Source organism: Bacteroides sp. LFL-34 (assembly GCF_027257075.1).
In the GTDB taxonomy this organism is placed as follows: domain Bacteria; phylum Bacteroidota; class Bacteroidia; order Bacteroidales; family Bacteroidaceae; genus Bacteroides; species Bacteroides ovatus.
The window spans coordinates 66,740-82,506 of sequence record NZ_JAPQKZ010000016.1; the positions used below are offsets into that span (position 1 = coordinate 66,740).

The window sequence follows — 15,767 nt, forward strand, 5'->3', positions numbered from 1 at the left end:
AATTGATGAATGTAGATAGAGATAGAAATATGGCACTCAAACCTTCATATAATGACAAACTGTATTTGCCAGGTTTATCAAACACGGAAATCCTTATATTGGCTCTCGAAGCCTCTCAAAAACTTGAGTGGAATATCGAGGAAGTAACTCCGGAAGGAATCCGGTTTGAAGTCCCGTTCAGTATACGCTCCCATGGAGAGGCAATAACCTTTACCATAGAAAAGGGAAGTGACGGGGAAGTATCCGTTCGCAGTCAGTCTTCTTCCGTACAATTTGTTGATTATGGAAAGAACAGAAAAAATATCCAGAAGTTACGGGAAACAATGGAAGAAATAAAAGCCTCACTCACTCCGGAAGAACTAGCCCAAAGGGCCAAAGATTTCGAAGAAGAGTTCAACCGCCCGCTCACAGAAGAAGAAAAAGCCTACATAGAGGAAGAAAAGAAGAGGAACTCTTTCCTGTCTTTCTTCATTCCCCGCAAAGGATTTATAGCAACTCCCATCCTGATAGACATCAATATTCTTGTATTCATTGTAATGATTGCTTCCGGAGTGGGTATTATGTCTCCTTCCACTCTGTCACTACTGAAATGGGGAGCTGACTTCGGACCGCTGACTCTGACCGGTGACTGGTGGCGCACAGTGACTTGCAACTTCATACATATCGGAGCTTTCCATCTCCTGATGAACATGTATGCTTTCATGTATGTAGGACTTCTGTTGGAAGAACTGATAGGAGGACGCCGTATGTTCGTTTCATACCTGCTAACCGGATTATGTTCGGCTGCATTCAGCCTGTATATGCACGGTGAGACAATCAGCACCGGAGCTTCCGGATCTATCTTCGGACTTTACGGTATATTCCTTGCATTCCTCCTCTTTCATCGCATCGCCAAAGAACAACGAAAGGCATTGTTAACCAGCATCCTCATTTTTGTGGGGTATAATCTGGTTTACGGGATGAAAGCCGGCATTGATAATGCCGCCCATATTGGCGGGTTGTTAAGCGGGTTTGTTCTGGGAATTATATATGTGGTCGGCTACAAGTTCGAGAAACCCGATGCACAGCGGACTGTCTCCATCATCGGGGAGCTTGGTATATTCTGTATATTCCTGTTCAGCTTCATGATCCTGTGCAAAAACGTTCCTCCTCTTTACCCGGAGATACGCAAAGAATGGGAAAGCGGCATTGTGGAAGCCTATCTGAATGGTGAACTGGAAGAGGAAAACGAGAACAGTAATCATTCCGCTGTGAATGCTACGGACAATCTTTCCAGCAGGAAAGTTCCGGCATATACGCCTGTCGGCAATGACGATACGTGGCTATCTTATTATGATGCAGCCACCAAATTCAGTTGCCAGTATCCTACCAACTGGATAAAAATAGCAGGAGCAAAAGGAATTATTGATGGTGCGGAACCTCCATTACTCATGCTGGTCAACGGAGGGAATCAATTAACGATTACCGCCCTCACCTACGACACGCAGAAGGAGTTTGAACACATGAAAGAGTTATCACTCACTCTCCCAAGAAATGCACAAGGGGAACCGTCAGAAGATTACCAACTAAGCAATGTCAACATCAACGGACTCCCCATGACAAAGATCACGAATCCCCTGCACATCGGGGCTCCTGATGAACCGGGAGAGGATGTAAAACAAATAGCGTTGCATTACTTTCAAGAGAGCAAGAAACGATCTTTTGCTATTGTCATGCTTGTCTATGACGAAGAAGCTGAAACCGATCTGAATGCCATTACATCAAGTATCCAGATCACCCAATAAAGAGAATATGAGAGTATATATCCAAATCAAACAGTTAGGAAAGCGAAAGTGCAGTATCGAAAAGATTCCTATCGATTTTCCTGTTCCGCCTGTCAATGTACAGGGGTTGATCGAAGCCATCGTCAGTTGGCAAGTCTGCGAATACAATGAACGCTTGCAACAGAGCGAAGTGCTGAAATACCTCACACAGGAAGAAGTGGAAAATAAAACAGCTTCCGGCAAAGTAGGGTTTGCAGTAAACTATAATGGCAAACCTGCCGCAGAAGTCGAAGCCATCACCAATGCTTTGCAATCCTATGAGGACGGAATTTTCCGTATCTTCATGGATGATACGGAAACCGGAGACCTATCCTCTCCCATCCAACTCAAAGAAGAATCTACCATCACCTTCATCCGATTGGCTATGCTGTCGGGAAGACTTTGGTAATCATTTTCTTATAAACACACTTAAAACGAAAATAATCATGAGACTCATTTATAATGACGCATTAAACAAACGGATTGCTCCGTACCTGGAAAGGTTAACGAAAAAGAGAACCAGTTTAGACAAAGAGACAATGACACTGTTGGATGTATTTATGCAATACTTCAACATGGATACCCGGTATGGCACATACAGCGATAAACTAGAGCCTTGCATCATACATATTATTCAGGAAGAGAAGATAAAGAGTGTTGCCAATCTTTTCGACGGAAAGTTGAACAAAGTGCTCCGTTATCTATTGGGAGACGAATATGCCAACCTGTTCCACACCTATCTGAAGCTCAAAGCACGGTGTCCGTACACTCATGGATATTCGCGCCGGTCACAGCGGTCGGCGAATCCCCTTCTGCATTTCAGTCACATCATAGATGCGCTGACGGAATTTCTAAAACTACGTGCCACCGGATTCAGCGAACAAGCCATACTGAACGGAGGAAACACTCCGGAAGAAATAGAGACATACAAGGATGCGATGAACTGCCAAAACTGGATGGCCGCCCAAATAGCAGAAGGCAACCAGACTGTCATTGAATACCTCAACAACGTATTGACCAGCGAGAATAATGCCAACCGCCTCAACCAGGGACATCTCCAGGCTATCGCCGTGAGCGGTTACCGCCCGTTGCTGGAACTGGAAGGGAAGTTACTGCTGGCAGCCAAACTGCAGGAAGGTCTCCGTCAAGCTATCGTGGAAACGATGGACGAAGGATGCCCCGAAAGTTATCTCCATCTGTTCTCGGTGATCTGCGACAACGGCCTGCAACGATTTGCCTCCGTGAAACGCGGCATTGCAGTCTGTACGGGTATTGGAGAACAAGACAGCAGCGAGCGTATCACCAACAAATATGTGGAACTGATCCGCCGTTTTCTGAACGACCGGGAAGAAGCACGCAAAGCCCTCCAAAGCAAAGATACGGTCGAACTTTATCTGGCTCTATGGAGTATCGGATTCTACAATACGGAAGAAATCCAGGCACTTGTTCCGGGAATAATTAAAGACGGTGCCAAATATCAGGTGCAGACCTTACTTTACTTTTTACGCTGTACGCAATACTCCGGCATGAACCACCGCATCAGTAAAGATGCTTTTGAAAAATGGTATAACGAACCGTCGGTAGTGGCGGCTATCCTGCCACTGTATCTGTCCGGACTCTATCTTAGCCGGTACGGAGGACATAAGGACGCCCCGTCGCTCCATGATTATTTTGATAGCAAAGAAGAAGCGATCCGTCATTATGACTATCTGAAGAACGTCTATCAGTCCATCTCTGCCAAAGAGATTTATTCTCCATACGTATTCCCATGGGAAAGTACAGAGCTCACCCGTTCGGAAATCGTTCTCAAGATGGCGTATATCACCTGGATGACCAACGATTCTGCATTAAAAGACGATCTTTGCACCTGTCTGCCTTCTTTGGATACCTATATGCGGGCAGGCTATATCGGCGTCGTATTAAATCCCCCGACCAGCCATTTACAGGAAGAATATGTGCTGCAATCACTGGGCGACCGTTCGCAGGACGTTCGTGACGAAGCCTACAAAGTATTGTCCGAGATGACTTTGTCGCCCGAACAGAATCAGAAAGTAGAAGAGTTGCTGCGCTTCAAATATAGTGAGATGCGTATCAACGCCATCAATCTATTGATGAAACAGCCGAAAGAACAATTGTCCGGCAGTATCCGCCGCTTACTAACAGACAAGGTGGCCGAACGCCGCCTAGCCGGATTGGATATGATGAAGACTATCCACAACATAGAATTTCTGCAAGATACCTATCAGGAACTGATCCCCACCGTCAAAGAAATTCAGAAACCGAACGCGAAAGAAAAAGTGTTGATAGAATCTCTGATTGGAGACGGAACGGAAGAAAACACCGCACAGCACTATACCAAAGATAACGGCTTCGGTCTGTACGACCCGGCTCTTGAAGTCAATCTGCCGGAAATTACCCAGGACAAAGGATTCAACGTTAAAAAAGCATTCGAATTCATCTGCTTTGGAAGGGCCAAACTCGTTTTCAAAAAACTAAGCAAATACATCGAAACCTACAAGAATGAAGAATTCAAAAATGGTTACGGAGAAGCACGTCTGGTAGGTAACAGTGTCCTGATAAACTGGAGCAACTACGGAGGATTGAGCGGACTCGGATTCCCGGAATTGTGGAAAGCCTTCTACGAAGAAGAAATAGGAAGCTACGACAAATTGCTGATGATGAGTTTCATGCTTGCATCGACAGGTACCGCTAAAGACGAAGACGACTCCGACGAGGAAGATGAAGAAGACATCAAGGCAGACCAGAAATCAAGTAATACTTTTGAGCCGCTTGTCAACCGGATGTATGCCGGCATCACTTACCGCGGATTGCAAAAAGACCTCCGCAAGATGCCGTACTATGAACAGATGAGTGACATCATCGAAGCACTGGCATACGAATACAAAGATGAAGCCGTCTATCAACGACTGGCCGTCAATATGCTGCTCCAACTATTGCCTTTGCTAAATACCAAAAACATCTTCCGCCAGTACACCAGTAAGCATGCATGGCTTCGGGACAAACTGGAATACGGAGAAAAACAGGTCGTTTATCCGATACATAACAACAAATTCGTGAACTTCTGGCTCGAAATGCCTCAAAAGCCCATGAATGATGATCTATTTATCCGTTACTTCACAGTGCGCTATCAGCTTTATAAGCTCACCAACTACATGGAGCACACCCCCGAACTAGAGGAAACAGACTCTTATCTTCATGCCACAGACTTCGCCCGTGCCTGGATGATGGGAATCATCCCGACAGAGGAAGTATACCGTGAAATGATGGGACGCATCAGCTCTCCCAGCCAGATCAAAGCAATCACTATGGTATTGAACGACAACGTTCGTTTCAACAAGGAAAAAGAAAGATACGCCGATATCAAAAACATCGACTTCTCCCTCTTCCGTTCCCTCGTCCAAAAGGTGGTAGACCGGATTCTTGAAATTGAATTAAAACGTGGAGACTCCGAGACACAAGTCACCTCCCTTGCAGAAGAACTAAGCTACGTCTATGGAGCTGAAACATTTATCCGTATTCTGCAAGCATTCGGCAAAGATACTTTCATACGTGACAGTTACAACTGGGGCAGCACCAAACGGGGTGTATTGAGCAGTCTGCTCCATGCTTGTCATCCCCTGCCTACGGACACCAGCGAGAATCTGAAGAAACTGGCGAAACAAGCCGAAATCAGCGACGAGCGACTGGTAGAAGCCGCCATGTTCGCCCCACAATGGATTGAACTGACTGAAAAGGCAATAGGCTGGAAAGGACTGACAAGTGCAGCCTATTATTTCCACGCCCACACCAATGAAACGTGTGACGACAAGAAGAAAGCGATTATCGCCCGCTACACCCCCATCGACGTAGATGACCTGCGGGAAGGTGCTTTTGACATCGACTGGTTCAAAGATGCATTTAAGACAATTGGCAAGCAACGCTTCGAAGTGGTCTACAATGCCGCCAAATATATTTCATGCAGCAACAGCCATACCCGTGCCCGTAAGTTTGCCGATGCTACCAACGGTGCAGTGAAGGCGGCAGATATAAAGAAAGAAATAATAGCCAAGCGCAACAAAGACTTATTGATGAGCTACGGCCTCATCCCATTGGGACGGAAGCCGGATAAAGAACTGCTGGATCGTTATCAATACCTGCAAAAGTTCCTGAAAGAGAGCAAGGAATTCGGTGCTCAAAGACAGGAAAGCGAAAAGAAAGCGGTAAACATCGCTCTGCAAAACCTGGCACGCAACTCCGGTTACGGAGACGTTACCCGCCTGACCTGGAGCATGGAAACCGAACTGATTAAAGAACTTCTTCCCTACCTGTCCCCCAAAGAGATAGACGGCGTAGAAGTGTATGTACAAATCAACGAGGAAGGTAAATCGGAGATTAAGCAAATCAAAGACGGCAAAGAGCTCAACAGCATGCCTGCCAAGCTGAAAAAGCATCCGTATATAGAAGAACTGAAAGCAGTACACAAAAAGCTGAAAGACCAGTACACCCGTTCGCGCATCATGCTGGAACAGGCGATGGAAGACTGCACTCATTTTGAAGAAAACGAATTGCGCAAGCTGATGCAGAATCCTGTTATCTGGCCATTACTGAAACATCTCGTCTTCATCTGCAACGGACAGACGGGCTTCTACACCGATGGATTGCTGATTACAGTAAATGCCGTTTGCCTCCCGTTAAAACCGAAAGACGAGTTACGCATCGCGCACCCCACAGACCTGTATACAAGCGGAGACTGGCATGCTTATCAAAAATTCCTGTTCGATAAATCAATCCGCCAACCTTTCAAACAGGTATTCCGCGAACTTTACGTTCCGACTCCGGAAGAAATAGAAGCCACTCAATCCCGCCGCTATGCCGGCAACCAGATCCAACCGCAGAAAACGGTTGCCGTACTGAAAGGCCGTCGCTGGGTAGCCGACTATGAAGACGGTCTCCAAAAGATCTATTACAAAGAGAACATCATCGCCACCATCTATGCGATGGCAGACTGGTTCTCTCCTGCCGACATCGAAGCTCCGACATTAGAATATGTCTGCTTCCACAACCGCAAAGACTACAAGTTAATGAAAATCTCGGAGATTCCTCCTGTCATCTTCTCCGAAGTAATGAGAGACGTAGACCTGGCAGTAAGCGTAGCCCATGCCGGAAGCGTTGACCCGGAAACCAGCCACTCTACCATCGAGATGCGCAGCGTACTGGTGGAACTGACGATGCCGTTGTTTCATTTCAAGAACGTGACAATAAAAGGAAGTTTTGCTCACATCGAAGGTAAACTGGGTAAGTACAATATTCATCTGGGCAGCGGTGTGATCCATCAGGAAGGTGGTGCACAGATAGCCGTTCTTCCGGTACATTCGCAAAATCGCGGACGCCTGTTCCTGCCTTTCGTAGATGAAGATCCGAAGACTGCCGAGATACTGACTAAGATTATCTTCTTTGCAGAAGACGATAAGATAAAAGATCCGAGCATTCTGAACCAAATCAAATAGTAAAGAGATGGCAGAAAATTTAATCATCCACACAGGAAGCAAGGAAGAAAAGTATCGGGAGTTACTTCCGCAACTGCATGCTTTGGTAAGTACGGAAGCAGATCTCATTGCCAATCTTGCCAACATGGCAGCAGCCTTAAAGCAGACTTTCGGTTTCTTCTGGGTAGGCTTTTACCTTGTGAAAGAGGAAGAACTCGTACTGGGTCCGTTTCAAGGCCCCATTGCCTGCACTCGCATCCGCTTTGGCAGAGGAGTTTGCGGAACCGCTTGGAAAGAAGCCCGTACACTGATTGTTCCTGATGTAGAGCAGTTTCCCGGACACATAGCCTGTAGTTCGGACTCGAAATCGGAAATAGTAGTACCGATCCTCAAGCAGGGGAAAGTTGCCGGGGTGCTGGATATCGACAGTGATACATTGGATAGCTTCGACACTATCGACGCACGCTATCTGGAAGAGATTTGCACGTATATTGTATTATAAAATAACGGCATAAACATCCTGAAAAAACGGAGGCTCTGATTGAATGAATCAGAGCCTCCGTTTACTATAAATAGAGCCTCTGTTCGAATCAAACAGAGGCTCTATTTTTTTACCAGTCCATATCTTCTATTTCCCGTTCCCGGTACAGCAAAAGTTGTTTGCGAAGCGAACGCATTTCGTGCCTCATATCTTCCATCCTTTCCAGCAAATGATGAATGGCATCGATACCTTCCATGTTGATGGATAAGTCATAGTACATTCTGCTATAACGTTCCACGTTCGGGAGTTCCGACAAAAGCAGATAATGTTCACCGCCTTCGGTATGCACGTTAATCAAACCGCCCTCTTCCAACATTTCGATGAATGAAGGCTCAATATGACATTTGTGACAGTATTCACTGACAATTATTAATTCGGTCTGCATAGTACTCATTCATTTTAGTTCATACTCTGTAATTGACGGAACAACTCTTTCTGTTTGTCGGTCAAGTTCGTAGGAATCTTGACAGAATAGGTCACAATCAAGTCACCGAATTGTCCTTCCTTCTTATAAACCGGGAATCCTTTACCTTTCAGACGGACTTTCGTACCGTTCTGCGTTTCCGGTTTTATCTTCAGTTTCACTTTACCGTCCAGCGTGTCGACTACTTTCTCGCCTCCCAATACGGCAGAGTAAAGATCTACCTCCACATCTATGTACAGATCGTCGCCCAGGCGTTTGAACACCGGGTCTTCGGCTATAACGAACGTAATGTACAAGTCGCCCGCAGGTCCTCCGTTGACACCTTCGGCTCCGTAGCCTTTCAGTTTAATAACCTGTCCGTCGGCTACACCGGCAGGGATAGTGATACGTACCTGTTTACCATTTACAGTCAATATCTGCTTATGCGTTTGAGCAGCATCACGAAGGGAAAGATGAAGTTCGGCATTAAAGTCCTGTCCGCGGAATCCCGCAGAACCTTGTCCTCTTCCTCCCCGATGTCCGAACATTGATTCGAAGAAATCGGAAAATCCACTAGCGTTGCCACCGGAAAATCCTTCTCCATCGGAACTATACCAATAGGTTCCGTTACCGTCGGAGAAACCCTGACCCGCACCGCCGAATCCGCCGAAACCTCCTGCACCGCCAAAGCCTCCGGCTTGTTGCTGTGCACGTTTCTGCGCTTCGAATTCATCGGCATGCTTCCAATGTTCTCCGTACTCATCATACTTTTTACGTTTCTCGGGGTCACTCAGTACTTCATTGGCTTCGTTGATTTCCTGAAATTTATCCTTTGCACTAGGGTCATTAGGATTCAAATCAGGGTGATATTTCCGGGCCAACTTACGAAAAGCCTTTTTGATATCATCCTGAGAAGCACTTTTGTCTACTCCAAGAATCTTGTAATAATCTATATAGGCCATGTTTTATGAATTTAATCGTTCATACATCATACAGCAAATAACACGCCAATCCCATTTTTGGATGCAAAAATTAACAAGGATTAATACCTAATACTTAATACTTGATATTCCTCTTTTCCAGCATCTGGAAGTCTTGCTTCTTCATGCCCAAATCATCCAACGGACGGGGATCATTGTGATCGTTCAGATAAACCCTCGGTTTCAGGACGTAGTACGAAGCCGTCACAGCCTGAGAATCATCCCGGTAAGGAGTTTCTATTCCGCCTAAAGACAGCATGGTCGGGAAGAAAGAGCTGCTGGAAGAAACATTCTTATCCTTATTTTCAATAGCGGTATTCCAACGTTCGGGATACGTTTCGCGGTAGTCATCGGACATCCAAATCAGGAATGGCACATGAAGCTGATAATAAGAAGGTACGGGAGAAGCGTGGAGGAACAGATGACGGGAATCGTCGAAAATGTCCTCTCCATGATCGGAAGTGTAGAGCATGGCGGCATCTACCTGCTGTTTTTCCAACATACGGATAAGTCGTGACAGAAAATCATCCGTGTAACGAATAGAGTTGTCATAGGCATTCACCAGGTTATCCCGGTATTTTCTCTCTGCTTCCATCGGATAATCGGGCGTAAAGAAAGCATCTTCCGACGGGTAACGTTCGCGATAGTTAAAGTGGGAACCGTAGGTGTGAAGTACGATGAATTGTTTCGTTGCACCTTTCGCCAGTTCCTCCTCCACCAATTTCAGAAGTTCGTCGTCAGAAGGATTATAGGTAGAACTGACCGAATCTTCTTTTATAAAATCATACGTATCGGCTTCCATTCCGAAGAAGTCGATAAATGAATGGTTGTAACGTTGGTTGGAGAAAAAAGCCGTCCGGAATCCTGCCTCTTTGAAAGCGGTGATGATTCCTTTTTGATGGTAGATAGAGTCGTAGTTGCAGGCAGTAGCACCCGACATCAGCATGGGGACACTTTTATGTGTCGTATTCGACTCTGTCAACACTTTTGGGAAAGCAATCAGACCCGTTTGCCGGGATAAGAGCGGGTTCGTTTCACGTTCGTAACCATACAATTGCCAGTTTAGGGCACGAGAGGTTTCTCCTATGACCATTACATATACTTCCCGTTTTCCCTCCGGATGAGTAGGCCGGGCATGGAAAGTAAAGTCTTTGGATGTACGGTGGTAATCCTGTGTCAGAGCTGTTCTTTGAAAGGCAAGACCTACGTTGTAGCATACGTTTAGCGGGTATAAATCAGATTTCAACTCATATCCCGAATCCTGCACATAGGCTCCGACAAGACTAAGGAGGGAGATTCCAAAGACCAGGAAGGCTCTCTTCCGTTCCCTGCGAATGAACTCTACCGTAAGTTTCCGTTTACGTATAATTGAAATCGTCCCTAATATCAGGGCAGGTACATAGAGTATGATTACAGCAATAATGGCAGGTGTGAGATTATCGAGCAGTTCCAATGCCTCACTCGAATTGGTGGTGACCAGATTCAGAAACATATCGACAGCGATAATGGACTGGCCGAATAAATAAAGCAACACGATCTGAAAGGCTCCGAAGAACAGGAACAGGAATAAAATCCACAGCATCTTGCCGCAATTCCTCGACAAAGTCATCAACAGGTAATAGCAACCGAAAGGTAACAACACATTGGCGACTTTTGCCATAAATGGTAAAGGTTCTGTAAAACAGAGTACCATATTAGGTACTATCAAGATAAACAGGAACAGATAAAACAGATGTTCCTGATTTTCCAACCAATTCTTTATATTTTTAAAAAGCTTCATTGATGTTAAAAATAAATCCGGTCTGGTGTTTGCCAAACCCTAAATCCAAACGTACATTTACTCTCTTCTTAAATTCCCAACGATACCCGAAGCCATAATTAGGCAGAATGTGTTTCGGGGTGAACTCGGAAAGTCGTGGAAAAATCGTTCCCGCTCCTACCCATACAGCTACTCCATTCCGTTTCCAGACGTGTTGCCGGAGTTCTATTTGCGCGTCCATTGCTCCCTTGTCCCGATAGCGTCCTTCGTAATATCCGCGCATGGAGTAAGAACTTCCCAATGTTGCCATCAATCCCCAAGGGGTATCGCCATAGGTAAGCAATGTGTGGAATTGCCCTGCCAGCACTCCACCTTTCCATACCGGCTGATAATAACTGGTAGTCAGTTCTGTACTGCTAAACGCATATTTATTGCCGAGAAAAGCCGGACTGAACCGCTGGTCTATCCGCAAATAATAGCCATGATATGCATTTGTCAGGAAATCACGTGAATCGTAAAGGAGGGAAAGTCCCAGGCTGGTATTAGTGGTTCGCGCGGCCATTCCTTCCCATAGTTCCGGTTTCTCAAAGTTCCGTCCGTCGATATAATCGAATACGGCCATCGGGCCGATGTAGAAGTTCTTTGCCAGCCGAAACATAAAATCGACTTTCACCTGTGCCTGAAAACGTTTATAATCGCTTTCGTTATCAGAGTTCGCTCCATTGTCATATCCCCGTCCCCAATACAGACTGGGAAAAGAATAGAAATAGAGATTGTAATTCAAGCGGTATTTATCTTTTGGAAACAGATGATTTCCGCGGACTCCCAACAGATAGAAGCCGACAGTCGACACATCTCCGTAAAGAGAGACATTGGAGGGAGGAAGAAGCGTATCAATCCGATCGGTTCGATATAGTCCGGCTGCCACCAGTCCGAGTCCGAACTTGGTGTCACTGGAATAATGTGGGCCGCCTATCACACTGAAATCAAACTTTTTATTCTTTTTTTCCTTATTGGCGTCATTGAAGTAATCAAGAAACTTTTTAAAGAAACTGCGCTTTGCCGGAATGGAATCTTCCATGGTTGCAGATATAGAATCCTCCGGCAGTTCAATTTTAGTAGAATGCAGCTGTGCGCCCAACGGGGTTTGTGTCAACAACAAAAGCGCGAATATGATTAGCCTGTTCTGTCTAGTATTCATAATCATAAGAAGTAGAAAACTTTGCGGACAAAGTTAGTTTCAAACTTCCTATAAAAACAGATATTCAGGCGCTTTTGTTGTTCCGGATTTCCTTTTTAACGTTTTAAAAGTCTTATAAACTCGTCTACATCTTCTTCTGTCGTATCAAAAGAAGTTACCAGACGGATTTCATTCCTCTCTTCGTTCCAGAAATAAAAGAAATAAGACTCCAGCATGCGGTCGATAACCGGGCGGGGCATGGTGAGGAATAACTGGTTACTTTCGGCTTTTTGAGTGAAAGTTACTTCGGGCAGTTTCTTCAATTCAGTGTAAAGTTTGGCAGCCATTGCATTGGCATGGTTGGCATTCTTCAGCCAGAGGTTATCTGTGAGGTATGCCGTAAACTGGCAAGAGAGGTAACGCATCTTCGAAGCGAGCTGGGCGGATTGCTTACGGATGAAGCGGGCTTCCGGTTGCAGGTCTTTATTAAATACAATCACGCACTCTCCCATCATCAGTCCGTTCTTCGTTCCGCCAAAACTAAGAATATCGACTCCGCAGTCTACTGTCAGTTCCTTTAAGGAAAGATTCAAAGCGGCACAGGCATTGGCTATTCTGGCTCCGTCCATGTGTACATACATACCATTCAGATGGGCAAAGTCAGTCAGACGTTTTAACTCTTCGAGAGTATAGATGGTGCCAAGTTCGGTACATTGGGAGATGTAGAGGGCTCTGGGTTGTGAATGGTGCTGATCGCCGAAACCATGCAGATAAGGTTGCATCAATTCCGGGGTAAGTTTACCGTCAGGAGTGGCAATCGGGTGAATCTGACAACCTGTCATTTTCACAGGAGAGCCGCATTCATCTACATAGATATGAGCCGTTTCCGCACAAAAGATGGAATGATACGGACGGGTCATCAGCTGCAATGCTACCACGTTGCTACCTGTTCCGTTAAATACAAACAAGGGGACACAGTTGGGCGTAAAGGTTTCCTTTATTTTCGCTACGGCTTCTTCTGTCCATTTATCATCGCCATATCCTAAAGAATGGTCTATATTAGCCCGGTTCAATGCTTCCATTACCAACGGATGCACACCGGAATTATTGTCGGAGGCAAAACTTCTCATTGTTTCTTACATTTTAATTCGTGATGCAAAGTAACAGAATTATTTCCGGAAATCCATTGAAAGGAAGAAACATAAAGCAGAAAAAGGATAAAAAAACAAGAATCTCCGAAGTGCTGACTATGCTGTCATTCCTCTGGAGATTCTTCTGTTCTCGTTAAAGCGTCAAACTCTTTCAGCCAATATAAACATTCACACAGAGATATACATAAAGCTCTTCATCGCACTGATCGAACTCTATTTTGCTCTCTCTTGACAACCACCCCAAAGCGGCACCCAGCTCTTTATCTTTCAGCCCGGATTTTCTCTTCAAAAGTCCATAGCTCCACTTCTCATTATTACTAAGCAGTTGCCAAACCTTACCGGCATTCACACCGATTTCATTTCTGTTCATTTTTCTAGAGTAATTAAGAGGTTTAATACATTAGGTTAAGATTTCGCCTATAAAGATAACAAAAGGATATTGCAATTGTTTATACATCTTTACTAAAAAGTTGTTACAGAATTAATTTTAACATAAAAGTGGTGATGTGTCCCGACACAAAGGCGTTATTAGCATATGTTAAATCAGAACTTTTCTTTGCAGCCATCTGTTATTACATAAAAATCAATCCTAAACCAATTACAGCTATGGCAAAAAAAATAGCAGAACAGTTGATAGATACTCTGGTAAAATCCGGAGTTGAACGCATCTACGCCGTAACAGGCGACAGTCTGAATGAAGTAAACGAAGCAGTCAGAAAAAACGATCAAATAAAATGGATACATGTGCGCCACGAAGAAACAGGGGCGTATGCCGCTGCGGCAGAAGCACAACTGACCGGTCGCCCGGGATGCTGCGCGGGAAGTAGCGGGCCGGGACATGTTCATCTGATTAACGGCTTGTATGACGCACACCGGTCCGGCGCACCGGTAATCGCCATCGCTTCTACGATTCCTACCGGAGAGTTCGGTACGGAATATTTTCAGGAGACGAATACCATCAAACTTTTTAACGATTGCAGTTATTATAATGAAGTAGCCACTACTCCCACACAATTTCCACGTATGCTCCAGTCGGCCATACAAACGGCTGTCACCCGCAAAGGGGTGTCCGTTATCGGGCTTCCGGGTGACTTGGCAAAGGCTTCTGCCGTTGCTGTCGACTCGTCGGTTATCAACTATCCTGCCCCACCGGAAGTTTGTCCGTCGGAAGAAGATCTGGCTCAATTAGCTGACATGTTAAACAAACATACGCGTATCACTCTTTTCTGCGGCATCGGTTGCCGGGGAGCTCACGAGGAAGTGATTGCTCTTTCCGAGAAGCTGAATGCTCCGGTGGTATATACTTTCAAAGGAAAGATGGAGGTGCAATATGAAAATCCGTATGAAGTGGGTATGACCGGATTGTTGGGAATGCCGTCGGGCTATTACAGTATGCATGAAGCCGAAGTGCTTCTCATGCTCGGCACCGACTTTCCTTATTCCGCTTTCCTGCCGGATGACATCAAGATAGCACAGATTGATATAAAGCCCGAACGTCTGGGACGTCGTGCAAAGGTGGATATCGGACTTTGCGGTGATGTTAAACTGAGCATCCAAAGTCTATTGCGTATGCTGAATCCGAAGACAGATGATTCGTTCCTGTTGAAACAACTCAAAAGATATGAAGGCGTAAAGAAGGATCTGGCTGCTTACACGGAAGATAAAGGCGACGTAAATAAGATTCATCCCGAATATGTGATGTCCGAAATAGACAAACTAAGTTCGGACGATGCTGTGTTCACAGTAGATACGGGAATGACTTGTGTGTGGGGAGCACGTTATCTGCAAGCGACAGGCAAACGCCACATGCTGGGTTCTTTCAATCATGGTTCTATGGCAAATGCTTTGCCGCAAGCCATCGGTGCCGCACTAGCTTATCCGGATCGCCAGGTAGTGGCGCTTTGCGGAGATGGTGGCTTGTCTATGACTTTAGGAGACTTGGAAACCGTTGTACAATATAAGTTACCAATTAAAATTATCGTATTCAACAACCGTTCATTGGGAATGGTGAAGTTGGAAATGGAAGTGGACGGATTGCCGGACTGGCAGACAAATATGTTGAATCCAGACTTTGCTCAAGTGGCCGAAGCAATGGGAATGACCGGATTTAATGTCAGTGATCCGGAAGAAGTGTTGACTACCTTACTGAATGCATTTGAGTTGGACGGTCCGGTACTTGTTAATATCATGACTGATCCGAACGCACTGGCCATGCCTCCCAAAATTGAATTCGGTCAAATGGTGGGCTTTGCACAATCAATGTATAAGTTGTTAATCAACGGTCGTTCACAAGAAGTAATTGATACGATCAATTCTAACTTTAAGCATATACGGGAGGTATTTTAAGTTATTCTATTTTGAATATTTTCATAACCTCTCTCAAGGTATGACCTACTATTATTGTCAATTTTAATAAGGTAAGTCATACCTTTTTATAGTCTATCTTGAGGTGATAATCATTTTAT

General features: G+C 45.2%; 11 protein-coding genes. 5 read left to right on the forward strand and 6 right to left on the reverse strand.

The annotated features are described in order from the left end of the window. Nucleotides 1–29 precede the first annotated feature (29 nt). The 4 genes from N5O98_RS11765 to N5O98_RS11780 are packed head-to-tail and all read left to right on the forward strand — an operon-like array spanning nucleotide 30 to nucleotide 7,790. Entirely contained in the window at nucleotides 30–1,784 is a 1,755-nt protein-coding gene (locus N5O98_RS11765) for a rhomboid family intramembrane serine protease (protein ID WP_004311762.1), read from the forward strand. 7 nt (nucleotides 1,785–1,791) lie between these two features. Then, nucleotides 1,792–2,211 (forward strand): hypothetical protein, encoded by a 420-nt coding sequence (locus N5O98_RS11770; protein WP_022199812.1) that lies wholly within the window; start codon nucleotides 1,792–1,794, stop codon nucleotides 2,209–2,211. 37 nt (nucleotides 2,212–2,248) lie between these two features. After that, nucleotides 2,249–7,309, forward strand: a complete 5,061-nt coding sequence (locus N5O98_RS11775) for a DUF4132 domain-containing protein (RefSeq protein ID WP_008644786.1) — start codon at nucleotides 2,249–2,251, stop codon at nucleotides 7,307–7,309. A 7-nt stretch (nucleotides 7,310–7,316) separates the two neighbouring features. Further along, complete coding sequence (locus N5O98_RS11780; RefSeq protein ID WP_004307141.1) at nucleotides 7,317–7,790, forward strand: GAF domain-containing protein; 474 nt, start codon at nucleotides 7,317–7,319, stop codon at nucleotides 7,788–7,790. A gap of 109 nt (nucleotides 7,791–7,899) precedes the next feature. Here the strand turns inward: N5O98_RS11780 and N5O98_RS11785 are convergent, their stop codons facing one another. The 6 genes from N5O98_RS11785 to N5O98_RS11810 form a co-directional block, all read right to left on the reverse strand. Then, the gene (locus tag N5O98_RS11785; RefSeq protein WP_004307142.1) at nucleotides 7,900–8,214 is read right to left on the reverse strand and encodes a chaperone modulator CbpM; all 315 of its coding nucleotides are present in this window, start codon (nucleotides 8,212–8,214) and stop codon (nucleotides 7,900–7,902) included. A gap of 14 nt (nucleotides 8,215–8,228) precedes the next feature. Further along, entirely contained in the window at nucleotides 8,229–9,194 is a 966-nt protein-coding gene (locus N5O98_RS11790) for a DnaJ C-terminal domain-containing protein (RefSeq protein ID WP_004301036.1), read from the reverse strand. Between the two features lie 94 nt (nucleotides 9,195–9,288). Beyond that, nucleotides 9,289–10,992, reverse strand: coding sequence for a phosphoethanolamine transferase (locus tag N5O98_RS11795; RefSeq protein ID WP_008644785.1), 1,704 nt, complete (start codon nucleotides 10,990–10,992; stop codon nucleotides 9,289–9,291). Continuing rightward, entirely contained in the window at nucleotides 10,979–12,178 is a 1,200-nt protein-coding gene (locus N5O98_RS11800; RefSeq protein ID WP_004301038.1) for a BamA/TamA family outer membrane protein, read from the reverse strand. Before N5O98_RS11800 ends, N5O98_RS11795 begins: the two co-directional genes overlap by 14 nt. Before the next feature lie 89 nt (nucleotides 12,179–12,267). After that, complete coding sequence (locus tag N5O98_RS11805) at nucleotides 12,268–13,281, reverse strand: threonine aldolase family protein (protein WP_004311766.1); 1,014 nt, start codon at nucleotides 13,279–13,281, stop codon at nucleotides 12,268–12,270. Between the two features lie 172 nt (nucleotides 13,282–13,453). Beyond that, entirely contained in the window at nucleotides 13,454–13,672 is a 219-nt protein-coding gene (locus N5O98_RS11810) for a winged helix-turn-helix domain-containing protein (protein ID WP_004301053.1), read from the reverse strand. A gap of 236 nt (nucleotides 13,673–13,908) precedes the next feature. Here N5O98_RS11810 and N5O98_RS11815 point away from each other — a divergent pair, with 236 nt between their 5' ends. Then, the gene (locus tag N5O98_RS11815) at nucleotides 13,909–15,648 is read left to right on the forward strand and encodes a thiamine pyrophosphate-dependent enzyme (RefSeq protein ID WP_032843878.1); all 1,740 of its coding nucleotides are present in this window, start codon (nucleotides 13,909–13,911) and stop codon (nucleotides 15,646–15,648) included. The last annotated feature ends 119 nt before the right edge of the window (nucleotides 15,649–15,767 follow it).